At 70.1% G+C, this 22,899-nt stretch carries 19 protein-coding genes; 11 read left to right on the top strand and 8 right to left on the bottom strand.

Annotated elements, in window-relative coordinates:
• Window positions 1–22: 22 nt before the first annotated feature.
• On the bottom strand, window positions 23–1,267 hold the full coding sequence (locus ABGB12_RS10205) for a CoA transferase (protein WP_347676330.1): 1,245 nt from the start codon (window positions 1,265–1,267) through the stop codon (window positions 23–25).
• A gap of 65 nt (window positions 1,268–1,332) precedes the next feature.
• Between ABGB12_RS10205 and ABGB12_RS10200 the strand changes: the two genes are divergently transcribed.
• Window positions 1,333–2,151 (top strand): enoyl-CoA hydratase-related protein, encoded by an 819-nt coding sequence (locus tag ABGB12_RS10200; protein ID WP_347676328.1) that lies wholly within the window; start codon window positions 1,333–1,335, stop codon window positions 2,149–2,151.
• 16 nt (window positions 2,152–2,167) lie between these two features.
• On the opposite strand, the gene ABGB12_RS10195 is transcribed toward ABGB12_RS10200, so the two are convergent.
• From ABGB12_RS10195 to ABGB12_RS10180, 4 genes are read right to left on the bottom strand one after another with little or no spacing between them, the layout of a single operon-like run.
• Window positions 2,168–2,962: an enoyl-CoA hydratase/isomerase family protein gene (locus tag ABGB12_RS10195; protein ID WP_347676326.1), complete on the bottom strand. Its 795-nt coding sequence runs from the start codon at window positions 2,960–2,962 to the stop codon at window positions 2,168–2,170.
• On the bottom strand, window positions 2,959–4,494 hold the full coding sequence (locus tag ABGB12_RS10190; protein ID WP_347676324.1) for a class I adenylate-forming enzyme family protein: 1,536 nt from the start codon (window positions 4,492–4,494) through the stop codon (window positions 2,959–2,961). Before ABGB12_RS10190 ends, ABGB12_RS10195 begins: the two co-directional genes overlap by 4 nt.
• The gene (locus ABGB12_RS10185) at window positions 4,491–5,639 is read right to left on the bottom strand and encodes an acyl-CoA dehydrogenase family protein (protein ID WP_347676322.1); all 1,149 of its coding nucleotides are present in this window, start codon (window positions 5,637–5,639) and stop codon (window positions 4,491–4,493) included. Before ABGB12_RS10185 ends, ABGB12_RS10190 begins: the two co-directional genes overlap by 4 nt.
• The gene (locus tag ABGB12_RS10180; protein ID WP_347676320.1) at window positions 5,639–6,889 is read right to left on the bottom strand and encodes a MaoC family dehydratase N-terminal domain-containing protein; all 1,251 of its coding nucleotides are present in this window, start codon (window positions 6,887–6,889) and stop codon (window positions 5,639–5,641) included. The genes ABGB12_RS10185 and ABGB12_RS10180 overlap by 1 nt, the downstream gene beginning before the upstream one ends.
• A 101-nt stretch (window positions 6,890–6,990) precedes the next feature.
• Between ABGB12_RS10180 and ABGB12_RS10175 the strand changes: the two genes are divergently transcribed.
• The 7 genes from ABGB12_RS10175 to ABGB12_RS10145 all read left to right on the top strand — a co-directional run bounded on the left by ABGB12_RS10175 (window position 6,991) and on the right by ABGB12_RS10145 (window position 14,233).
• Window positions 6,991–7,722: an enoyl-CoA hydratase/isomerase family protein gene (locus ABGB12_RS10175; RefSeq protein WP_347676318.1), complete on the top strand. Its 732-nt coding sequence runs from the start codon at window positions 6,991–6,993 to the stop codon at window positions 7,720–7,722.
• A gap of 3 nt (window positions 7,723–7,725) precedes the next feature.
• Window positions 7,726–9,012 carry an acyl-CoA dehydrogenase family protein gene (locus tag ABGB12_RS10170; RefSeq protein ID WP_347676316.1) on the top strand — a complete coding sequence of 429 codons (1,287 nt, stop codon included), beginning with the start codon at window positions 7,726–7,728 and terminating at the stop codon, window positions 9,010–9,012.
• A 60-nt stretch (window positions 9,013–9,072) separates the two neighbouring features.
• Window positions 9,073–10,224 (top strand): acyl-CoA dehydrogenase family protein, encoded by a 1,152-nt coding sequence (locus tag ABGB12_RS10165; protein WP_347676314.1) that lies wholly within the window; start codon window positions 9,073–9,075, stop codon window positions 10,222–10,224.
• 80 nt (window positions 10,225–10,304) lie between these two features.
• Window positions 10,305–10,907 (top strand): TetR/AcrR family transcriptional regulator, encoded by a 603-nt coding sequence (locus ABGB12_RS10160; RefSeq protein ID WP_347676312.1) that lies wholly within the window; start codon window positions 10,305–10,307, stop codon window positions 10,905–10,907.
• Window positions 10,900–12,201, top strand: a complete 1,302-nt coding sequence (locus ABGB12_RS10155) for a glycosyltransferase (protein ID WP_347676310.1) — start codon at window positions 10,900–10,902, stop codon at window positions 12,199–12,201. Before ABGB12_RS10160 ends, ABGB12_RS10155 begins: the two co-directional genes overlap by 8 nt.
• A gap of 129 nt (window positions 12,202–12,330) precedes the next feature.
• Window positions 12,331–13,731 (top strand): glycerophosphodiester phosphodiesterase family protein, encoded by a 1,401-nt coding sequence (locus ABGB12_RS10150; protein WP_347676308.1) that lies wholly within the window; start codon window positions 12,331–12,333, stop codon window positions 13,729–13,731.
• A gap of 316 nt (window positions 13,732–14,047) precedes the next feature.
• Entirely contained in the window at window positions 14,048–14,233 is a 186-nt protein-coding gene (locus ABGB12_RS10145; protein ID WP_347676306.1) for a DUF2397 family protein, read from the top strand.
• A 234-nt stretch (window positions 14,234–14,467) separates the two neighbouring features.
• On the opposite strand, the gene ABGB12_RS10140 is transcribed toward ABGB12_RS10145, so the two are convergent.
• From ABGB12_RS10140 to ABGB12_RS10130, 3 genes are all read right to left on the bottom strand, one after another.
• Window positions 14,468–16,855 (bottom strand): tetratricopeptide repeat protein, encoded by a 2,388-nt coding sequence (locus ABGB12_RS10140; RefSeq protein WP_347676304.1) that lies wholly within the window; start codon window positions 16,853–16,855, stop codon window positions 14,468–14,470.
• Window positions 16,856–17,717: 862 nt separating this feature from the next.
• The gene (locus ABGB12_RS10135) at window positions 17,718–18,278 is read right to left on the bottom strand and encodes a hypothetical protein (protein WP_347676302.1); all 561 of its coding nucleotides are present in this window, start codon (window positions 18,276–18,278) and stop codon (window positions 17,718–17,720) included.
• A 225-nt stretch (window positions 18,279–18,503) separates the two neighbouring features.
• Window positions 18,504–19,250, bottom strand: a complete 747-nt coding sequence (locus ABGB12_RS10130; RefSeq protein WP_347676300.1) for an SDR family oxidoreductase — start codon at window positions 19,248–19,250, stop codon at window positions 18,504–18,506.
• A gap of 155 nt (window positions 19,251–19,405) precedes the next feature.
• On the opposite strand from ABGB12_RS10130, the gene ABGB12_RS10125 reads away from it, so the two are divergent.
• Genes ABGB12_RS10125 through ABGB12_RS10115 form a run of 3 tightly spaced genes read left to right on the top strand, consistent with a single transcriptional unit; the run spans window position 19,406 to window position 22,893 of the window.
• The gene (locus ABGB12_RS10125) at window positions 19,406–20,875 is read left to right on the top strand and encodes an aldehyde dehydrogenase (RefSeq protein WP_347676298.1); all 1,470 of its coding nucleotides are present in this window, start codon (window positions 19,406–19,408) and stop codon (window positions 20,873–20,875) included.
• A gap of 15 nt (window positions 20,876–20,890) precedes the next feature.
• Window positions 20,891–21,709 carry an SDR family oxidoreductase gene (locus ABGB12_RS10120; RefSeq protein WP_347676296.1) on the top strand — a complete coding sequence of 273 codons (819 nt, stop codon included), beginning with the start codon at window positions 20,891–20,893 and terminating at the stop codon, window positions 21,707–21,709.
• A complete protein-coding gene (locus ABGB12_RS10115; RefSeq protein WP_347676294.1) occupies window positions 21,709–22,893 on the top strand; it encodes a cytochrome P450 in 1,185 nt (394 codons plus the stop codon). Before ABGB12_RS10120 ends, ABGB12_RS10115 begins: the two co-directional genes overlap by 1 nt.
• Window positions 22,894–22,899 lie beyond the last annotated feature (6 nt).

Here is a 22,899-nt window from a genome sequence, read left to right as displayed (position 1 = left end):
CGGCCGGGCATCCGCAATAGAGTCAGGCGCCGAAGGCGCCGGAGACGCGGAGGGCGGCCACCTGGGAGTCGTCGTAGCCGAGAACGTCGCGGAGGATCTCTTCGGTGTGCTCGCCGGCCGCGGGAGCGGGGCGAGGGGCCGCGGGAGGTGCTTCGCCGACGACGCGGACGGGGAAGGGGAGCTGGTCGGCGACGAGGCGGTCGGCGCTCTGCCAGGGCATGCGGTCGGCGAACTGGGGGTCGGCCGCGATGGTCTCGGGGGTGTTGACCGGGCCGAGGGGGACGTCATGGGCCAGACCGAACTCGACCCATTCGGCGGTGGTGCGGGTGGCGAAGACGGCGGCCAGCTCGTGGCGCAACGCCAGATCGCCGCGTGCGTGGTCCGCGAGTTCCTCTCCCGGGGCGGCCTCGAAGAGATCCACGCGGCCGACGGCCTCACAGAAGTTCCGCCAGAACTTGCGCTCGGAGGCCATGAAGATGACGTGGCCGTCCTTGGAGGCGTAGAACTGGTAGCGGACGCCCTCGTCCATTCCTCCGGTGCCGGGCGGGCGGCGCTCGAAGCCGTCGGTGGGGTTGCCCGTCACCTCGGTCTCGGGGCGGGTGTAGGCGCGGTGGCCCTCGCTGCGCAGCCAGTCGAAGGCGGCGGCGGCGTCGGACTGGGCGACTTCCAGGTGGCAGCCCTGGCCGGTCTCGCGGGCGCGCAGGACGGCGGCGAGGACGGCGGCGGTGCCGAAGAGCGGGCCGGCGGTGATGCCGATGGACGTGTGGTCGGGGATCGAGGGCAGGCCGCCGGGTCCGGGGACGGGCGCGACGGTGCCGGCCCAGGCGTCGTAGGCGATGCCGTGGCTGGGCAGGTCGCGGTAGGGGCCGGTCATGCCGTAGCCGGAGATGGTGAACATGACGACCTCGGGGTTGACCTCGCGGAGCCTGGCGTAGCCGAGGCCGCGGCGGTCCAGGCCGCCGGGGCGCATCGCCTCGACGACGACGTCGGCTTTGGCGACCAGTTCCAGGAAGGTCTCCTGGCCCGCCTCGGTGCGCAGGTCCAGGACGATACTGCGCTTTCCGCGGCTGATGTGCAGGTGCAGGAGCGAGTTCCCCTGGATGATGGGCCAGCTCATCGAGCGGATGTAGTCGCCGGACGGCGGCTCGACCTTGATCACGTCGGCGCCGAGGTCGGCGAGCGGGGTGGAGACCGCGCCGGGGCCGAGCATCGAGCACTCGACCACGCGCAGTCCGGACAGCAGCCGGGTTCCTTCGGCGTGGGACATGGGAGCCCTCCTGGAGAGAAATTATTTATTATATTAAAACTACGAACAGTCTTGGAGGAGAGCCCATGACCCGTCACGCATCGGTGCCAGGCCTGGACGTCGAGACCGACGACACCGGAGTGCTCCGGCTCGTCCTGAACCGGCCGGGACGGCGCAACGCGCTCGACGACACGTCCATGGAAGGGCTGATCAGGACCCTCGAGGCGGCCTCCACCGACGACGGGCTGCGGGCGATCCTGCTCACCGGGGCGGGCGACGACTTCTGCAGCGGCTTCGACATCATCGGACGCAACAAGCGGGGCGAGGACGCGGCACGGCCCCGGACCGGCAGCATCCAGCGGCGCATGCCCGTCCAGGCCAACCGGCTGATCCCGCTGCTGCTGGAGATCCAGCTGCCCGTGGTGTGCGCGGTGCGCGGCTGGGCCGTCGGGATCGGGGCCCAGCTCGCGCTGGCCTCGGACTTCACCGTCGCCGCCGAGGACGCCGTCTTCTGGTACCCGTTCCTGCGCCGCGGCTTCACCCCCGACTCCGGCAGCACCTGGCTGCTCCCCCGGGTCGTGGGCGCGGCACGGGCCCGCGAGCTGCTCATGCTCGACCGCAGGTTCGACGGCGTCGAGGCCGCCGAGTGGGGCATCGCGTACAAGGCCGTCCCCTCCGACGAGGTGGCCGAAGCCGCCGAGGCGCTGGCGGCCGGGCTGGCGGCCGGTCCGACCGTGGCGCTGGGCCTCACCAAGAGCCTGCTGGCCTCGGCCCCGGACCACGATCTGCGCCGGCACCTCGGCGACGAGGCGTACGCGATGGAATTGAGCTCCCGCAGCCCCGACTTCCGCGAGGGCATGAAGGCCTTCGTGGAGCGTCGTGCGCCGGAGTTCGGCGGGCTGTAGGAGCTCACGCGTCCGGTCAGTCGGTCTTCCAGCGCGGTTCGCGCTTCTCGGCGAAGGCGGCGGGGCCCTCGGCCTGGTCCGGGTGGCCCCACAGGCCGGTCAGCTCCGCCGCGCCCGCCCGGCACGCGTCGGTGAGGCCGTGCTCCAGCGCACCCCACAGGGCGCGCTTGGTCGCCGCGAGGGCGGCGGGCGAGTTGCGGGCGATCTTCTCGGCGAGTTCCTGCGCTGCCTCGTGCAGCCGCTCCGGCGGGTCGACGACCTCGCTGACCAGGCCGAGTTCCAGCGCCCGCGCCGCGCCCATCCGCTCGTACCTGCCGACGAGCGCCATCCGGAAGACGGCCTCGGCGGGCATCTTGCGCATCAGCGCGATGGTCTCGATCGCGCTGACCTGCCCGACGGAGACATGCGGGTCGGTGAAGGACGCGTCCGAGGCGGCCAGGACGATGTCGGCGTCGGCCACGAAGTGCAGGCCGCCTCCGGCGCACACCCCGTTCACCGCGGCGATGACCGGTTTGTCGATGCCGAGCTGCCAGCTGGTGAAGCCCAGGTCCCATGCCTCCACCGACTCGCGGTAGCGCTCCATTCCGATGCCGTCGGTGGCCAGCTCCATCACGTCCGCGCCGGTCTGGAAGGACTTCCCGTTGGCGGCGTTGACGATGACCCGGACCTCCGGGTCCTGCGCCAGCTCCGTCCAGGCCCGGCGGAGTTCGTCCCGCATCGCGTTGTTCATCGCGTTGCGGACCTCCGGCCGGTTGAACACCAGCCAGCCGACGCGGCCCCGGCGGGAGACCTCCAGGGTCTGGTAGCTCATCGACTCTCCGTTTCCTTGGATTCTTCGGGGGATCCGTCGAGGCTCGCGACGAGTGCGCGTCGGAGCACCTTGCCTATCTCCGTGCGGGGGAAGTCGGCCACGAAGCGCACCGCCACCGGCACCTTGTAACCCGCGAGGTCCTCGCGGAGGAAGGCGAGCAAGGCCGCCTCTTCCGGCCGCTCCTTCCCTGCGGCGACCCGCACCCAGGCCACGGGCACCTCGCCCAGGCGGGCGTCCGGCACCCCGGCGACGCAGGCGTCGGCGACCGCCGGGTGGCGGCGCAGCGCGGCCTCCACCTCCTGCGGGACGATCTTGAGTCCGCCCCGGTTGACCATGTCCGAGACCCGGCCTTCGATCCACAGGAAGCCGTCGGCGTCCAGACGGCCCAGGTCTCCGGTGCGCAGGAAGCCGTCGACGACCCGGTCGGCGGGAAGATCCGCCTCGTTGGCGAACGGCGAGCGGATCCAGATCTCACCGACCTCGTCCGGCGGGGGCTCGTGGTGCTCGGAGTCGAGGACGCGGATCTCGACGCCCGGATGGGCGCGGCCGACCGCGCCCAGCTTGCTCTCGCCGAACTCCCGGGTGTCCGAGGCGGTCCAGCCGACGACCTCGCCGCCCAGCTCGGTCTGGCCGTAGGAGTTCAGCACGCCGACGCCGAACCGGTCCCGGAAGCGCCGTGCCTGGTCGGGGACGAGGGGCGCGGTCACCGAGCGGACGAACTTCAGCTTTCCCAGGTCCTCCACCCGGGGGTCCTCCAGCAGCATCGTCATCATCGCGGGCGCCAGGATCGTGGACCTGAGCTCGAAGCGCCGCACCAGCTCGGCGTAGTCGACCGGGTCGAAGCGGTCCAAGAGCACCACGGGCGCGCCGAGCCGGAAGGAGAACAGCGCGTTCCAGGAGCCCGCCCACAGCGCCTGCGAGGTGGGGATGAGGTTGGGCATCGGCGGTCGGCCGTCGCCCTTCGCCTTGCCGCCGCGCAGCTTGGCGATGACGGTGTCGATGCCGTCGCGGACGCCCTTGTGGCTCAGCACGACGGGCTTGGAGTCCCCGGTGGTGCCGGACGTCCGCATGATCAGCGCCTCGTCCTCGCCGAACCGGCGCTCCTGCGGCTCGGCGGCCGGGCGGAGGGCGGTCCAGCGGCCGGGAGTCTCCTCCGCCAGCACGCCGATTCCCTCCGGCACCCGACCGGCCTGCTCCGGTCCGGCGACGACCAGCGCCGGCCGCTGGGCGAGGAGTTGGGCGCGCACTTCGGTGTCGGTGAGCCGGGCGTTGACGGGGACGTAGACGCCTCCGGCCAGCCAGGTCGCGAACATCGCAGTGATCGCGCGCACCCCGTCGTCCACCAGGCAGGCGACGGGCAGTCCGGCCACCGGTCCGAGATGCCCGGCCAGTGTCTTCACCGCCTGGACGAGTTCGCCTCGGGTGCGCGAACCGTCCTTCCAGTGCAGGACGGGGGTGTCGGCGGGATCGTCGTGGTCCAGCAGGAAGGCCGCGAGGCCCCCGTTCTCGGGGCCGCGCCCCGGTCCGTTCACATCAGGCCCCTTTCGGTGAGCAGCGCGGCGAGCCGTTCGGTGTGCTCCTCGGGGCGGCCGAGGAGTTCCCGGCTGGTCCAGGCCCGTTTGAAGTAGAGGTGGGCGTCGTGCTCCCAGGTGAAGCCGATGCCGCCGTGGAGCTGGATGTTCTCGGCGGCGACGGCGACGTAGGCCTCCGAGCAGGAGATCCGCGCCACCGACGCCACCACCGCCAGGTCTGGCAGTCCCGGCAGCCGGACCGCGGCGTGGGGGTCGAGGGCGACCGCGGCGGCCTGCGCCGCGGCTTCTGCTGCACTTCGTGCTGACTCGACCTGGATGAGCAGGCTCGCCGCCTTCTGCTTGAAGGCCTGGAAGCTGCCGATGGGGCGGCCGAACTGCACGCGGGTCTTGCCGTACTCGACGGCCATCTCCAGACAGACGGCCGCGCCGCCGGCCTGTTCGGCGGCGAGCATGGCGCGGGCGATGTCGAGGGCTTTCTTCATCGCTCCGGTCGCGTCGCCCTCACCCAGCCGGGTCGCGGGAGCGTCCTGAAAGGAGATCCTGGCCTGTCTGCGGGTCTGGTCGAGGGTCGTCAGCGGGGTCACGGTGACGCCCGGAGCGTCCGCGGCCACGGCGTAGACGGCCGTGCCCTCTTCGGTGCGGACGGGCACCAGGACCACATCGGCCGCCGCGCCGTCCACCACGAAACCGACGGCTCCCGATAGAACAGGCGTACCGTCCCGGTGCCCGATCTTCACCGCACCGACTTCGACCAGCGAACGGCCGGAGGTGTCGGTCGTGGCCACCGTGACGATGAGGGAGCCGTCGCACAAACCGGGCAGGTAGCGCTTGTGCGCCTCGGCGTCACCGAGGGCGAGCAGCAGAGGGACGGCCAGTCCGGCGGTGGCCAGCAACGGAGCGCACAGCAGGGTGCGTCCGGCCTCCTCGAACACCGCGCCGAGCTCCACTGCGGAGAACCCGCCGCCTCCGTACTCCTCGGGCACCATGAAACCGGCCAGGCCCAGCTCGCGGCACAGCCGCAGCCACGTCGCACGGTCCCAGCCGTCCTCGCTCGCCATCCGGGCGCGAACCTCCGAGGAGGGCGACAGGGCGGTGAGCGCCTCGCGGACGGACTCGCGCAGCAGCCTCAGTTCGTTCTCGTCCATCAGCGCTCCCGCGCGAACCGGTCGATGGTCGCGTCGAACGCCGCCTCCAGGGTGGTGGCGGAGCCGGGCGGGTCGGGCAGGTGGACCGGGCCGTGTTCCCGGCTGGGCAGCAGCACGGTCGCCGATGCCGGGGAGGTGACCTCGCCGCGCTGATTGCGGGTGCGCAGCTCCAGGTCCACGGCGGGGCGGTCGCCTTCGGCGAGGTACTTGCGGACGACCTCGCCCTCGACCCACTGGACGTCGCCGACGTAGTTGAACTTGCGGAACTCCACGCGGAGCCGCCACAGCCAGGCGTCGTCGCCCATCCAATCGGTGCAGGCGTGGATCAGCCAGGTCTCGCGCATCCGGCCGTAGTCGAACGTCGTGGGGTTGCCGGACTTGCGGGCGAACGCCGGGTCCCAGTGCACGCGCTGCATCGCGTCCGGGACGCCCAACTCGTCGCGGTGGTAGAAGCGCGGGACGCGTTTGCGGTTGTGGTGGGCCAGCCGCAGCGGGGCCACGTTGTACATGCCCATGCCCATGCCGACGTGCCAGCAGACCATGTCGGTGACGGTCAGCGGCCCCTTCACCAGGGGGCTGATCTTCTGGCCCTCCTCAACGTCCTCCCACCAGCGCGGCTCGGCACCCCGCGGCTTCTCCGCCTCGTACTGGGCGTCGAGTTCGGCGATGCGCTCCTCGGTCCAGGGCTCGATGGCGACGTCGTCGTACTTCTTGCGGGCGCGGGCCTTCTCCCGCTCGGTGCGGTACATCATGCGGTACTGAGCGCCGAGAAGGGTGCCGTCGTCGGCCTGGAAGGCCTGAGCCGTCCACTCCTGGACGCCCCGGCCGCCGAACTCGCTGGGCTTGTCCACCACGCCGACCAGGGCGGTCCGCCGGAAGACCCGGTGGCCGGGGGTCAGCGGGGCCCACCACTCGCGTTCACTGGCCGCGTAGAAGGCGTGCACTCCGCGCAGCGGGTCGCCCTTGAGCTCGGGCTGGCGGGCCAGTTCCTCCTCGGTGAGGGTGTCCTCGCCGATCAGGCTGTCGCCGCCGACCAGGGCGGGCGGGGCGATGGAGCCCTTCCATCGGGTGCCCGCAGCGTAGGCCGGGTCCGACCACAGCGGGTTGTCGTCGCCGTAGGCCCAGGCGATGTGCCGGAAGGCGTCCTCGCCGGGGCGCCGGTAGTGCGGCGGAGCCGGGTAAAGCTGCGGAACGCCGATGCGGGAGCGCAGCCGCGCCACCCCTTCGTCGGTGATCTTCCCAGTCGTCAAGCTCTGTCTCCTCGGCTCACGGCCCTGCCCTCTCCCATGATAGGGATATCAAATATAAACTATGCGCGAAACGGCGTGAAGCACAGGGAGGCCGGTCGAGAATGAGCGAGACCCTGCTGGTCGAGCGGCACGGGCCCGTCGGCTGGCTGATCTTCAACCGCCCCCGGGTCGGCAACGCCATGGACGCCGAGATGATGGCCGCCCTCCCCGAGGCCTGGCGCGCGCTGGACGCCGATCCGGACGTGCGCGCGATCGTCGTCACCGGCGAGGGCAGGGCCTTCCAGACGGGCCTGGACGTCGTCCAGCTCAACCGCGATCCCGCCGCGCTCCGCGAGATGTCGCGCCGGACGAAACGCGCCGAACTCCAGCTGACCGCCTGGCACCTGGGCGTCGCCAAACCCGTGGTCACCGCCGTCAACGGCGTCTGCGCCGGCGGCGGCCTCCACTTCGTCGTCGACTCCGACCTCGTCATCGCCTCGGAGAAGGCCTCCTTCCTCGACCCCCACGTCTCGGTCGGACAGGTCAGCGCCTTCGAGACCATCGCCCTGGCCCGCCGGGCGTCCTTCGGCCCCGTCGCGCGTATGGCCCTAACCGGGGCGCACGAACGCGTCACCGCCGCCGAGGCCCTCCGCCTGGGCTGGGTGAGCGAGGTCGTCGCCCCGGAGGAGCTGCGCCCCGCCGCCCAGCGGCTGGCCGAACACATCGCGGGCAACGACCCCGAAGCCGTCGCCGCCACCAAACGGGCGCTCTGGCGGGCCCTGGAGACCGGGCTGAGCGAGGCCCGGGGCCTGAAGCGGCGTCCTGCCCCGTTCCCTCAAGAACAGAGGAAGTAGGAGATGAGCGAGATTTCCTCCCTGGCCGAGTGCCGCGACGACGAGGAGGTACGGGCGGCCGTCGCCGGGTGGATCGCCCGCGAGGTGCCCGAGACCTGGCGGGAGGCGGGCGAGCGGGGCGGGCCCAGCCTGGTGCGCACCGTCCGGACGCCGGAGCAGTACCGCCAGTGGTACCCGGCGTTCGCCCGCAGCGGGCTGGTCGTGCCGCAGTGGCCGGTGGAGTACGGAGGACTGGGCTGGTCGAGGAGGCTCGCGCAGACCGCGGAACGGATGCTGGCGCCCTACCACCTGCCGAGGCTCAACCCGCTGGGGCTGAACCTCACGGCGGCGGCCCTGTTCGCGCACGGCACCCACGAGCAGCGGCTGCGCTTCCTGCCGAAGATCGTCGCCAACGAGGAGGTCTGGTGCCAGCTCTTCAGCGAGCCCGGCGCCGGCAGCGACCTGGCCTCGCTGGCCACCCGGGCCGAACGCGACGGCGACGGCTGGCGCGTCACCGGCCAGAAGGTCTGGACGACCTGGGCGCACCTGGCGGACTTCGGAGTGCTGCTGGCCCGCACCGACCCCGACGCCCCCAAGCGCAAGGGCATCACCTACTTCCTCATCGACATGCGCCAGCCCGGCGTGGACGTCCGCCCGCTCCCCCACATCGGCGGTGAGATCGACTTCAACGAGGTCTTCCTCGACGGCGCCTTCGTTCCCGACTCCCAGCGGATCGGAGAGGTCGACGACGGCTGGCGCGTGGCGCGGGCGACGCTCAGCGGCGAACGCCAGATGGTCTCCGGCTCCGGTTCCGGCGGCGTCGACAGGATCGGCGGCTCGGGCAGCCGCCGCCTGATCAACCTCGCCCGCGAACGCGCCGAACGAGGGCTCCCTTACGGCTGGGACGACGCGGGGACCAGGCACGAACTCGTCCGGCTGTGGTGCGAGGAGCAGATCCGCGGCTGGACGAACATGCGCGTCCGCGCCGGCCTCAGGGCAGGGCTGCCTCCCGGCCCGGAGAGCTCCATCGGCAAGGTCCACGGATCGGAGCTCAACCAGCGCATGCAGGCCGCCGCCGCGCGGATGCTCGGCCTGGGCGCCACCGCCTGGGAGGGCGCCGGCACGGACCCCGCCGCCTACGCCGAGAGCATGCCGCCGGAGGTGCGGGGCATGCTCCGCAGCCGCGCCAACACCATCGAGGGCGGCACCAGCGAGGTCAACAAGAACATCCTCGCCGAGCGGGTGCTCGGGCTGCCCAAGGAGCCCGACCCGTGGGAGGGCAGGCCCTGGCGCGAGGTGCCCCGCGGCTGAGCCCCGCGACACGTCCAGCATCCAGCGACAAGAGCCGAGAAGAATGAGGTGTCGGGCCACATGGACGACAACGACGTCAAAGAGATCGTCGACGCGGTGCGCATCCTGGTGCGGGAGCGGGTGGTCCCCCGTGAAGCCGAGATAGACGAGACCGACGAGCTGCCCGCCGAACTGCGGGACGCCGCGACCCGAATGGGCCTGTACGGTTTCGCGGTCCCCGAGGAGTACGGCGGGCTCGGCCTGTCCATGGCGCAGGAGGCGCGGCTCGTCATGGAACTCGGCTACACGACGCCCGCGTTCCGCTCGCTGTTCGGCACCAACAACGGCATCGCAGGACACGTCCTCATGGAAGGCGGCACCGAGGAGCAGAAGAAGGCGCACCTGCCCCGGCTGGCGTCCGGCGAGTGGACCGCCTCCTTCGCCCTCACCGAGGACGAGGCCGGCTCGGACCCCGCGGGCCTGAAAACCTCCGCCCGCCAGGTCGACGGCGGCTACGTCCTGTCCGGGAGCAAGCGGTACATCACCAACGCCCCGGTCGCCGATGTCTTCATGGTCTTCGCCCGGCACGGGGAGAAGGAGAAGGCGTCCCGCGACATCTCGGTCTTCCTCGTCCCCGCCGGCACTCCCGGCCTGACCGTCGGCCCGAAGGACCGCAAGATGGGCCAGCACGGCGCCTGGACGGCGGAGGTGCACCTGGAGAACGTCCGGGTGCCGCAGGACTCTCTGATCGGCGGTCCGGAAGGCCGCGGCGAGGGCTACATCACGGCGATGCGCTGCCTGGCGCACGGCCGCCTGCACATCGCCGCCCTGTGCGTCGGGATGGCCCAGCGCCTGGTGGACGAGACGGTCTCCTACGCGCTGGAGCGCAGGCAGTCGGGGCGGCCGATCGCGGAGTTCCAGCTCATCCAGGGCCTGATCGCCGACTCCCAGACCGACCTGTACGCGGCGCGTTCCCTGGTGATGGAGGCCTCCCGCGCGTTCGACGACGGCTCCGACACCCGGATGGGTCCTTCCTGCGCCAAGTACTTCGCCAGCGAAGCCGTCGGCCGCATCGCCGACCGCGCCGTCCAGGTCCACGGCGGCGCCGGATACATGCGCGGCGTCGCGGTCGAACGCTTCTACCGGGACGCTCGCCTGTTCCGCATCTACGAGGGCACCAGCCAGGTCCAGCAGGTCGTCATCGCCCGCCAGTCCCTCCTTCCGGACCGGTGAGGTGTCGGTACCGGGAAGCCCGAGCGTGAGCGACCCAATTTAGCTTGAATCCACAGTCAATTGAATGTAGTTTCCACTCCATGGAAAATGCGGGGAAGCGCTCCTACCGCATGGGTGCTCGGGCCGCGGCGGTGGAGGCCACGCGGGCGCGGATCCTGGAGGCCGCGCTCGGGCTGTGGATGCGGCGATGGAACGACGAGGTCACGCTGCAGGACATCGCCGATGAGGCGGACGTGTCGGTGCAGACCATCGTCAACCACTTCGGCGGCAAGGACGGGCTCGCCGACGCCGCCGCCGACCTGGTGGCGTCCCAAACGGCGGACTTCCGGCAGGCGCCGACCGGCGACGTCAAGGCGATCGTGGCCGTGCTGTTCGAGGACTACGAACAACACGGCGACGCCAACGTGTTGTGGATCGCGCAGATCGACCGCGTCCCGGCGGCCGCCCGCGCCGCCGCCCACGCGCGCGCCCAGCATCGGGCGTGGCTGGAGCAGGTCTTCGCCGACCGCCTTCCGGCCCCGGGCCCCGCCCGCGAGCACGCGCTGGCCCTGCACTACGCCGCCACGGACCTCTACCTGTGGAAGTTGTGGCGGCGAGACCTCGGGCTGTCACGCCAGGCCGCCGAACGCGCCATGTGCGACCTGCTGCACTCGATCGACCCGCGAAAGGGAAACAATGAGTAAGGACTTCTTGTTCGCGCTGTGGGCAGGCGGCGGAGCCGTGCCGCCCGCCCTCTCCGTCGCCCGTGCGCTGCGCGAACGCGGCCACGGCGTCCGGGTGCTGGCCGACAGGTCCCTGCACGACGAGGTCGCCGCCGCCGGCGTGGAGCCGGTCGACTGGACGACCGCGCCTCAGGGCGACACCTCCGATCCGGCCAAGGACATCATCAAGGACTTCGAGGCCCGCACGCCGCTGGGCGAATTCGCGCGGCTGCGGGACCGCATCGTCTGCGGGCCCGCGGCCGACTACGCCCGGGACACCCTGGCGGAGCTGCGCGCCCATCCCGCTGACGTGCTGGTCACCGAATATGTGCTGCTCGGCGCGCTCACCGCCGGCGAGGCCGCCGGCGTCCCGGTCGCCTCACTCGTGACGACCCTCTACCCGCTCCCCACCCCAGGAGGCCCGCCGTTCGGCCTGGGACTCGAACCCGCCACCGGCCCGCTCGGGCGCCTGCGCGACCGGCTCCTGACAGGGATGACCGTCAGGCCGTGGGCGAAGGGGTTGCCGGCGCTCAACGGCGCCCGCACCGCGAACGGCCTCCCGCCGGTGGATGCGGTCATCGACGCGTTCGACCGCGTCGACCGCTGCCTCGTCCTCTCCCCTCGCGCGCTGGACCACCCCAGACGCCCCTTCCCCGCCCACGTGCACCACGTCGGAGCACGACTCGACGACCCCGCCTGGGCCGGGAAACAGGAGCCGGAACTGCCGTCGGGCGACGCGCCACTGGTACTGGTCAGCCTGAGCTCGTCGTTCATGAACCAGCACCGGCCGCTTGAACGTATCGCCGAGGCCCTCGGCACGCTGCCGGTGCGCGCTCTGCTGACGACCGGCCCCGCGGTGGACCCGGCGACGATCCGCGCACCGGGCAACGTCCTGGTCACCGCGGCGGCACCGCACAGCGCCGTGCTGCGCCACGCCGCCGTGACGATCACCCACGCAGGCCACGGGACGGCCGTCAAATCCCTGGCCGCCGGCGTGCCGCTGGTCTGCATCCCACAGGGACGCGACCAGGGCGAGGTGGCACGGCACGTCGAGCGCACCGGCGCGGGAGTCACCGTGAGCAAGAGCGCCCCACCCCGCACGATCGCACGCGCGGTCGACCGCGTCCTCAACGACCCTTCCCACCGGCGTGAAGCCCAGCGCATGGCCGCCGAGATCGCCGCCGAAACGGCCACCGACAAAGCGGTGGCCGAACTCGAGGCCCTCGCCGAGCGAGAACAGAAAAACCATAATTTCAAGAAGAAATATATTAATTAGCAAGACATTCACGGGGCATTGACCCCGTGGACATTTATTCGACAGAAATCCTGTTGAATACCTGCTATTCCAGCGGCAATCATTCAGAGGCCTTCGGACGTTTTATGTTGGTATTTAACGTCCGCGCTCATGGACCTCAGAAAAATCCTGACAGGAATCGCGGCGCTGGCGTTCGCGGGCGGGACCCTGACCGCCGTCACCACCTCGGCTCCGGCCTCGGCCGCACCCGGCGACGTGATCGTCTCCGAGACCTTCTCCGGCGGAACCCTGCCGTCCGGCTGGAACGCGGTCGACGGCACCTGGTCGGTGCAGAACGGGCGACTGGTCGGGACGGCCGCCAACGGCGCCAACAACAAGATCACCTTCGGGCGCAAGCTGAACGACTTCCGGTTCGAGGCCGACGTCCGGTTCGACAGCGTCGTCAGCACGAGCCGTTGGGCGGCCCTCGGCCTGGACGTCCCCGCGAGCGGAGCCACCCCCTGGTGGATCGCGACCATGCGCAGCGGGAGCACCGCGTCCAACGGGCTGGAGTTCGCCCAGCGCACCACCGCCAACACCTGGAACGTCACCGACACCGCCGCCGCGCCCTATGCCGCGGGCACCGGACGGAACGTCAAGGTGTCCATCGAGGTGCACGGCACCCAGGCCCGCTGGAGCTTCGACGGCACCGAGGTGATGCGCACCAGCAGCCTCGTGCGGTCGGCGAACGGCGGGCAGGCCCTGTTCGTCAACGGCGCGACCGTCTCCTTCGACAACATCAAGATCACCGAACTGCCGCGGAACGCCCACCTGCGCTCCTCCGGCGCCCCCGTCACCGTCATCGCCCACCGCGGCGCGTCGGCGGCGGCCCCCGAGAACACCCTCGCAGCCCAGGACCTCGCCCTGCGCGCCGGCGCCGACCTCATCGAGAACGACGTGCAGCCCAGCTCCGACGGCGTCCCGTTCGTCCTGCACGACAGCACCGTCGACCGCACCACCGACGGCACCGGCGCCATCCGCAACCGCACCTCCGCCTACCTCAAGACCCTGGACGCCGGCTCCTGGTTCTCCCCCCAGTACGCGGGAGAGAGAATGCCGACCCTCGCCGAGCAGCTCGCCGACCTGCGCGCCCGCGGCGGCAGGCTCCTGCTGGAGATCAAGGGCTCCCACACCAAGGCCCAGGTCGCCAAGATCATCGAAGTGATCCGCGCCCAGCAGATGACCCCCCACGTCTTCGTCCAGAGCTTCGACACCGCCTCCCTGCGGTACGTCCGCGAACTCGCCCCCGAACTCCCCCTCGGCCTGCTGCGCAGCACCCTCGACGCCGACCCCGCCGCCGTCGCCGCCGACCTCGGCCTGACCGCCTACAACCCCAGCGCCTCCGCCCTCCTCGCCCGCCCCTCCGCCATCACCGCCCTCCACAACGCCGACATCGCCGTCATGGCCTGGACCTCCGACTCCCCCACCCAGTGGACCTCCCTCGAAGCCGCCGGCGTCGACGGCATCATCACCAACAAGCCCGCCGACCTCGTCGCCTGGAACCAGAACTGACCCATACGGCCCCCGGCACGAGAACCGGCCGGGGGCCGATGACGGCTCAGCCGGGAACCGGGTCACATGCGGTTCGAGGGCACTGACCGGCGGACGCGGTGTGGCGGGGGAACCAACGGGTGCGGTGAACTCCGCCAGGTCGCGGACGCGCTGGCACGGCTCCTCTCAAACCAGAGTCATCGGGGTGCCTCCGCGGTTCAGGGATTGCATCCGGTCCTGGCTCGTCAGTCGGACGACGAGACCATACTCATGTGAGATTCTCGGCCCAAACAAAGCGACCATTTGCATAGGTGAATTGAGTTAGCTTACGAAAGTCGTGTCTCAGCCACCGCAAACGCGGCCGTTCGCACACGTAGACGCGCCGAACAACCAGCTGTACCAGCGGGTGATGCGCGTCTCCGCGTTCGCCAAGCGCCGCTTCATCGTCCATCTCCGACCCGAGGACATAGCCGAGGCTCTCAGGCAGGACGGCGGATCCCGGTCGGAGGCGAGCAGGTCCTGACGGTGTCGCTCCCGCTGTTCGCGGCGGCCTCCCCCAGTACCATTCGGCGCACCCGCACGTGCCCCGCCTGGTCGCGCTCGACGAGGCGTTCGCCGGCGTGGACGACGCCCTCAAGAAGTGCTGGGGCTGCTGGCAGCTTCCGACCTGGCGGCGAATCGGGCTGGGCTGTCGGCGGCCGAGAAGCAGAGATCGACGCCGAGTGGCCGACTGGGGTCTCGCCTGGACGGCGCCCGATCAAGACGGTCCTTCAGCTTGGTCGATCTGCGAGCGCACTTCTGCGGCTAGGGGCGATGAGACATCCTCTAGCAGGGCGAAGGCGCGCCGCAGATGGCGGACCCCTTCCTCCCGTCGGCCGAGTGCGAGGGAGAGGTCTCCCAGGGCTCTTTCGGTGTCGGCTTCCTTACGTTTGTCTCCGAGCGTTCTGTACACGTCCAGACAGTTCTCCAGATGAGAGAGCGCCTCGGGCTCCTGGCCGGTCTCGACGTACACGGCTCCCAGGCTGTATAGCGCGTCGGCCTCCCCCAGTCGGTCTCCCAGCTCACGGTAGGTGAGGAGGATCCCTTGCAGATCCTCCAAAGTTCGAGCTCCGAGACCGGACATGACCTGGACGTCCGCGATGCCGTGCAGCACGCGTGCTTCACCCACCGCGTCACCCAACTCCCGGTAGACCGGGAGGATGGCCTGGTAGTGGTCCATGGCTTCCGGGCCGCGGCCGGCAAGACGGTGCGCGTCCGCGATACTGTGCTTGGCGCGTGCCTCTGCGAGGCGATTGCCCGCGTCCCGGTAGGAGGCGAGTGCCTGCTCGTAGATGCCTATAGCGGCGTCATAGCGCAGCTGCATGCGTTCTAGATCGCCGATGGAGTGCAGAGCTCTCGCCTCGTGGTGCGCGTCGTTGAGTTCCCTGTAGATGTTCAACGCCTGCCGGTAGAGCGTCAGCGCCTTCTCGTGGTCACAGGTGAGCCGGGCAATATCGCCCTCGAGAAACCTCATGTCGGCTCCGCAGGCGTGGTCTCCCAGCTCGTCGCACCATCGCGCCGCCCTGTGGCACAGTTCCGCCGCGTCGGTCCAGTATCCCTTGAGACGCAGGAAATAGGCCATGGCGCGGGCCAGGCGTGCGGCGCGCGCTACTTCGCCGGTGTTCACCGCGAGCTCCACGCAGGCGTGCACGGTGGGCCGCTCGTTCTCCAACCATGCAACGGCCTCCGCATGGTCGGAGAACGACGGCAGGACCGCCGGGCTCATATCGACGGCACCCTCCATGTCCCGGAATCCGAGGAGGTTGATGATCCTGTCGACTCGGATCGTCATCACCGTGTAGTAGTCGATGAGCCGGTTCCTGGCAGCGGCGACCTCGCCGGGTGCGTCCTCACTCGCGCGGTGCCTCGCGTACTCGCGTACGAGGTCGTGCAGCTGGTAGCGCCGGTACATGGGTTCTTCGAGCAGGTTCTGGCCGACAAGGGCATCCAGTCGCTCTGTGACGTCGACGACCGTCGCACCGTCGAGCGCGGCGGCGGCGTGAACTCCGAAGTCATGGTCGGGGTGAAGCACCAGCCTGCGCAGGAAACGTCTCTGCTCCTGATCTAGCGATTCATATGAGAGGTCGAAAGCTGACATCAGCACTTCATGCCCCATAAGCACCATTTCACGCCCAGATCGGTCAGCGGTCAGCTCCGCGAGCAGATCTCGGACGCTCCAGGTGGGATGAAGGACGAACTGCCTAGCGACGAGCCGTAGGGCCAAAGGCAGGTGACCGCAACGAGAGGCGATGTCCTGCAGTTCGTTCGCGGCGCCCGCCACTCGTTCCCGGTCCACGGACCGGGTTAGGAGCCTGATGGCGTCACGATCGTCGAAAGTGCCCAGCATTATGGTGCAGCCTCCGTCCACGGCCATGCGGCGGCGGCTTGTGACGATCACCGCGCTCGGGCCGGAGGGAAGGAGGGCCAGCACCTGATCGGCGTCGGCGGCGTTGTCGAGAAGAAGCAGGATCCGGGAATCCGAGGTCTCCGAGCGCCACAACGAAGCCCGTTCCTCCAAGGTCTCGGGGATCTGCCGAGCCGGGATGCCCAGCGCGCCCAGCAGTGCCTCCAGCGCCCGTTCCACTGTCACCGGTGGCCGATCCGAGCTATAGGCATGCAGGTTGAGAAAATACCTGCCGTCCGGGTGGGCACCCGCGATCCGGTGTGCGGCCCGCACCGCGAGCGCGGTTTTGCCGACCCCTGCCATTCCGCTGATCGTGCAGATGGTGGGTGGCCCTGGCCTTGTATGCCGTGTCCGGATTTCTATCCGCGCCAGTTCCTCTTCCCGGTCGACGAAGTCCGCGAGGTCGGCGGGCAGGCCATGCCGTACCCGCACAGGGATGGCGGAGGCGGTCTGCGCCGCCTGAGCCAGTCCGAGCAGTTGTTCGCCCCTGACACCGGCGATCTCCCGCTGAGAACGCTGTGCCTGCGACAGGCCAACCGCCGCTACGACCAGCCCGGCCGTTCCCATGAAAGCACCAACCACGCTGCCGAGCTGGTCCGCCGTTTCCAGGCCCAAGTAGACGACCAGCGCGCCAAACCCGGCCACCGACAGTCCTATGGCCGCCACCGACAGAATGATGACGATCCGACGCCGTATGGACACCGCGCAATCTTCCGCTCCTTCCAAACCCGAGGGGAACAAGATCCGACGAAAAGTCCACAACCGGCAATATTTGCCTTTTCCCTGCGCTGAGGTGGATCGAGATTCTGGCCCAACAGGTGATCTCCAGCCTGCACCAAGCCTCTGCCACCTCTCCGCTCGTTGAGCATCAAGTCGGCTTGGGTCGAAGAGCAGCCGCCCGCGCAGTCGCACGAGAACGGCGACCGGGGGTCCGTGTGGCCACCGTTCAGCGGGCCCAGTCTGGGGCGGTCCTCGTCGCCGTCGCCACCGAGGAGCCCGCTCCCGCCGTCCACTCGGGCCCTCTCGCGCCCGTCATCAGCGGGTTGCTGCGCAAGGAACCCGCCGAGCGGCTGACAGCGACCGGCTTCAGCAGTTGCTGGCCCTGCCGCCCGAACCCGAATGGCAAGCCGAGACCTCATCGCGGCCGCCGTATTCGTCGGCCATACGCTGACCGAGACCGCGGACAACCCTTACCAAACCAACCAGCGCGCAGCTTGAGAACTGGGTGCTCCCCTCGGATACACCGCGAAGACCGAAGAGGACATCGGCTCGGGGACGGCTACGCAAGACGTTCTCCACGTGCAGCCCTCCCTACTCACAACAGCAGCGCATGGAGAAGGTCGACGCGGTGAGGCAATGGTTGAAGTCGATGCCCGGCGTGCAGGCGGTAGACACCGTCGACCCGGAGTAGTGTTTCAACGGCCTGGGCTGTCCCGTTCACGTCGAGGCCTCTCGACGACCCATGATCTCCAACGTCCTCATCTTGGTGGCACGAACGGCGAGCTCCAAATAAGGATCGAGGTCGGCTGAGAGGACGGCTACGCCTTCCACGGCGGCCGGGCCGTCAGGGGTAGCTCAGGCCCCGCTCGGCCCGTTCCAGGTCGTCGGCCCTGGCTTGGACGATGTCGATCTCGGCGCCCTCGAAACCGCTCGTACCGTGGCGTGCGTACGCCTCTTCCAGGGAGTACGCGTAGACGTTGCTGTAGTAAGAGCGGCCTTGCCTCGTCCTTATGCGCACGGAGTAGGCGATCTTCGGACGGGGGACGGGTATCTCACGGGCGTCGGTCTCCCCGGGGGTCCTGTACTCCAGACGGCAGACGATGGCGACCTCGGAGCAGGCGGCGCCCAGGGCCCGCAGACGTTCCTCGGCCTCGGACACAGAGGCCTTGACGGCGCCCGACAGGAGATACCTGACCGCGCCCGACCAGCGCTGCTCGCGGCTCAGGGTACCGGGGCTCTCCTCCAGGCGGAGGTGGAGCGAAAGGTCCTCGCCCTCGTGCTCTCGCTCCCCCCGCCGGAAACGGGCGGAGGGGAACAGCGGAGCCCGCACCCAATTCGTCAGGACGTCTTGCAGCGTCTCGTCGCTGAGGACCGTCAATTCCCCGGAGTACACGATGTCCGTCATGGCGCCATCCTCCTCGGCTCGGTGCCGTGGACGAACCCCGAATTCCCCGGCTCCGGTCGCTGAGGGTACGTCCGGTCTTCTCGAACGCCGGGCCGTGAGACTCCGGTCTCGCCTCGGGTCTTCCCCGGGAGAAGGCGGGTCTGTACAGTCCGAGAAATGAGGAAGAGCCCGGATCGGAGGAGCGGAACCGCTCCCCGATACGGGCTCTCACCGTGCGGGCCCGGTTCACTGCCGGACGATGTGGCCTCCGTCGACGGCGATGATCTGGGCCGTCACCCAGGAGGCCTCGTCCGACAGCAGGAAGTGCAGCAACCCCACGTGGTCCTGCGGGGTGCCCATGCGTTTGATCATCAGGCCTTGCACCAGCGGGTCGACCATCTCCCCCACGACGGAGCGGGTGGCGGCGGTGTCGGTCGGGCCGGGGGCGATGGCGTTGACGCGGATGTTCATCCAGCCGAGTTCGGAGGCGAGGTTGACGGTCAGGCTGTTGATCGCGGCCTTGGCGATGGAGTAGAAGCCGCCCGCCATCCACGCGGCGGTGGAGGACTGGTTGACCACCACGCCTCCCCCGCGCCCGCGCATGCTCTTGTAGACCGCCCGGGTGCAGTGCAGGGCGCCGTTCATGTTCACGGACATGAACTTCTCGTAGTAGCCGAGGTCCACCTTCATCAGGGACTCGATCTTCATGCCGCCGTAGATGGCCGCGTTGTTGACCAGGAAGTCGACACCGCCGTAGGCCTCCTCGGTCGCGGCGGCCATGGCCAGCGCGCTCCCGGGATCGGAGACGTCGACCTTGACGGCCAGCGCGGCGCCTCCCGCGGCCTCGATCTCCTTGGCGACCCTGACCGCCTGCTCCTCGTTCAGGTCGGCGACGACGACTCTCGCCCCCTCTTCGGCGAGGGACTTGGCGTAGGTCTCTCCGATGCCCTGGCCCGCGCCGGTGACGATGGCGACCTTGTCCGCGAAGCGCATCCGCGCCCTCCTCGTGGGGATCTCGGTGGGTGCCGCCGCTTCCGGGGGCGTCGACCGGCACCCAATTTGGCTATAATATACATCATCAAGTTTTCAAAAACTGATCCGCGTGGTCGAGGACGCCCCCGTCCGCGGCCCACCCCCTCGGAGGCTCCATGACATCGGGCACCGGACGTGAACAGCTCCTCCTGATCGACGGCGAGCTCGTCCCCGCCTCGGACGGGGGGACCTTCCCCAACGTCGATCCCGCCACCGAAGAGGTGATCGGCCACACCGCCGACGCCACGGCCGCCGACCTGGACCGGGCGATCGCCGCGGCCCGGCGGGCGTTCGACGAGACGTCCTGGTCCACCGACCACGCCTTCCGGGTGCGCTGCCTGCGCCAACTTCGCGAGGCGCTGACCAAGAACGCCGACGAACTGCGGGCCGCGATCGTCGCCGAGGTCGGCTGCCCGGTGACCCTCACCCACGGAGCCCAGTTCGACACCCCCGTCGAAGGCCTGGACTGGATCGCCGACCTCGCCGAGAACTACGCGTGGGAGACCGACCTGGGCGTCGCCTCCCCCTACGGCATCCGTTCCCGACGCGTCCAGCGCCGTGAGCCGATCGGCGTGGTCGGGGCGATCACCCCGTGGAACTTCCCCGTCCAGATCATCCTCGCCAAGATCGGCCCGGCGCTGGCGGCGGGCTGCACCGTCGTGCTCAAGCCCGCCCCCGACACCCCCTGGAACGCCACCCTCCTGGGCCGCATCGCCGCCCAGGAGACCGACCTGCCCCCCGGCGTGCTCAACGTCGTCGCCGGCTCGAGCCACGAACTCGGGCAGCGGCTGTCGGAGGACCCCCGGGTCGACATGGTCTCCTTCACCGGATCGACGGACACCGGCCGCAAGGTCATGCGCGCGGGCGCGGAGAACATCAAGAAGGTCTTCCTGGAGCTGGGCGGCAAGTCCGCCCTGCTGGCGCTGGACGACGCGAACATGAACGCCGTCGTCGGCAACGCCGCCTTCCAGATCACCACGCACGCCGGGCAGGGCTGCGCCATCCTCACCCGGCTGGTGCTGCCGCGCAGCCGCTACGACGAGGGCGTCGAAAAGCTGGTGGAGACGCTGCGCGACTGGCCCTGCGGCGATCCGACCGACCCGGGCACGCTCATGGGCCCGCTCATCAGCGAACGGCAGCGTGACCGGGTGCTGGGCCTCATCGAGAAGGGCGTGGCCGAGGGCGCGCGGGTCGCGCTCGGCGGCGGCAGGCCCGAGCACCTCCCCCGCGGCTACTACGTCGAGCCGACGGTGCTGGCCGACGTCGACCCCGACGCGACGGTGGCCCAGGAGGAGATCTTCGGCCCGGTCATCGCGGTCCTGGCCCACGACGGCGACGACCACGCGGTCGAGATCGCCAACAACTCCAGGTACGGCCTGTCCGGCATGGTCATCAGCGCCTCGCAGGAGCGGGCCCGCGCGGTCGCCAACCGGGTCAGGACCGGCACCATCTCGGTCAACGGCGGCCTCTTCTACGGGGCCGACGCGCCGTTCGGCGGCTACAAGCAGAGCGGTGTCGGCAGGGAGAGCGGAGTCGCGGGCTTCGAGGAGTACCTGGAGATCAAGACCATCGCCGAGGCCTGCTGACGGGACGTGCGGAACGTGTCACACCTTTCCAACACCGATCTCTCCTCCCTGTCCGGGGCCAGGATCCTGGTCGCCGGCGCGTCCGCCGGCATCGGCCGCGCGTTCTCCGTGGGCGCCGTCAAGGCGGGCGCGCGGGTCGTCCTGGCCGCGCGGCGGCTGGAGCAGCTGGAGAAGCTGCGGGACGAGGCGGGCGGCGGCGAGCCCGTCGCCGCCGACCTCACCCGGGAGGAGGACTGCGACCTGCTCGCGGAAGCCGTCCGCGACCGGCTCGGCGGCCTCGACCTGCTCGTCTCCTGCATCGGAGCCGCCCCCATGCGGCTGATCTCCGACACCGGCGACGACGACTGGCGGCGGATCTTCGAGACCAACGTGCTGAGCGTCGGCAGGCTCCTGCGCCGCTGCCTTCCGCTCCTGGAGCCGAGCGCCATGGTGGTGGCGCTCTCCTCGGAGAGCGTGGGGCAGCCCAGGCCGGGGATCGGCGCCTACTCCACCAGCAAGGCGGCGCTGGAGCGCATGATCGAGGGCTGGCGGATCGAGCACCCCGGGCTGCGCTTCACGACCGTGACCATCGGCGCCACCGTCCCCACCGACTTCGGCAACGACTTCGAGCCCGGCCTGCTCGGCCGGATGCTGAACGACTGGATCTCCCGCGGTCTCGCCCAGGAGCAGTTCATGAGCCCGCAGGACGTGGCGGACGTCCTCCTCGGAGTCGTCGCCGCCGGAGCAGGCAGGCCCGGAGTGTGCATGGAGAACCTCACCCTGCGCTCCCCGTCCCCGGTGGTGGACGCCTCAGGCCGGCCCCTCCTCCCCGCCCGGCCCACCAAGGAGCCCTGATGGTCGAGTACAGCCCGTTCAACCGCGAGACGGTCCACAACCCCTTCCCCGTCTACAGGAGGCTCCGCGACGAGGCCCCCGTCTACCACAACGAGGAGATCGGGTTCTGGGCGCTCTCGCGCTACGAGGACGTCATCGCCGCCCATCTGGACACCGACGTCTTCTCCAGCGCGCACGGCGTCACCATCGAGGGTGTCGACCAGGGCGCACCGTTCCTCATCGTCAAGGACCCGCCGGAGCACACCTTCCACCGCAAGATCGTGGCGCGGCTGTTCACCCCCCGCCGGATCGCCGAGCTGGAGCCGTTCATCCGCCGCACCGCCGCCGACCTGCTGGACAAGGTCTCGGGCGCCGACAGGTTCGACCTGGTGGAGGAGTTCTCCTTCCGCCTGCCCCTGGACGTCATCAGCGAGCTCATCGGCATCCCCGTCGCCGAGCGCGAGCGCATCCACCACCTCAGCGACCGCGTCGCGGCCCGCAACGAGGACATGAGCACCCCGCCGGACGTCTACGAGGCCAGTGCCGAGCTGTGGGCGTTGCTGGCCGAACTGGTCAAGGAACGGCGCAAGCACCCCGGCGACGACGTCATCACCTTGCTGATGAACACCGAGGTGGAGGACGAGGAGGGCAACCTGCGCTCCCTCGACGACGCCGAACTGGCCTCCCGGTTCCTGGAACTGGCCTTCGCCGGGCACGAGACCGTCGCCAAGCTCATCCCCAACGGCGTCATCGCGCTGGCCTGGTACCCCGACCAGCGCCGCGAGCTCGTCGCCGACCCCGGCCTGATCCCCAACGCGGTCGAGGAGATGCTGCGCTGGGACCCGCCGTCGCACTACCAGGGCCGGTGGACCACCCGGGAAGTCGAGGTCCGCGGCACCGTGATCCCGGCGGACCAGCGGGTCATCCTCATCACCGGCTCGGCCGTGCACGACGAACGCAAGTACCCCGACCCCGAGACCTTCGACATCCACCGCGACATCGACCGGCACGTCAGCTTCGGCTTCGGCCGGCACCTGTGCCTGGGCGCCTCCCTGGCCCGGCTGGAGACCCGGGTGGCGTTCGAGGAGCTGCTCAAGCGCTTCCCCGACTTCACCGTCGACGGGACCGGGGTGGAGCGGCACTACTCCAGCAACGTCCGCGGCCTGGCGAAGCTGCCGCTGACGATCCAGCGCGACGGCTCCTGAGGAGGA

Source organism: Actinocorallia sp. B10E7 (assembly GCF_039871655.1).
GTDB lineage: Bacteria > Actinomycetota > Actinomycetes > Streptosporangiales > Streptosporangiaceae > Actinocorallia.
This window is presented reverse-complemented; position numbering and strand designations above follow the sequence as displayed.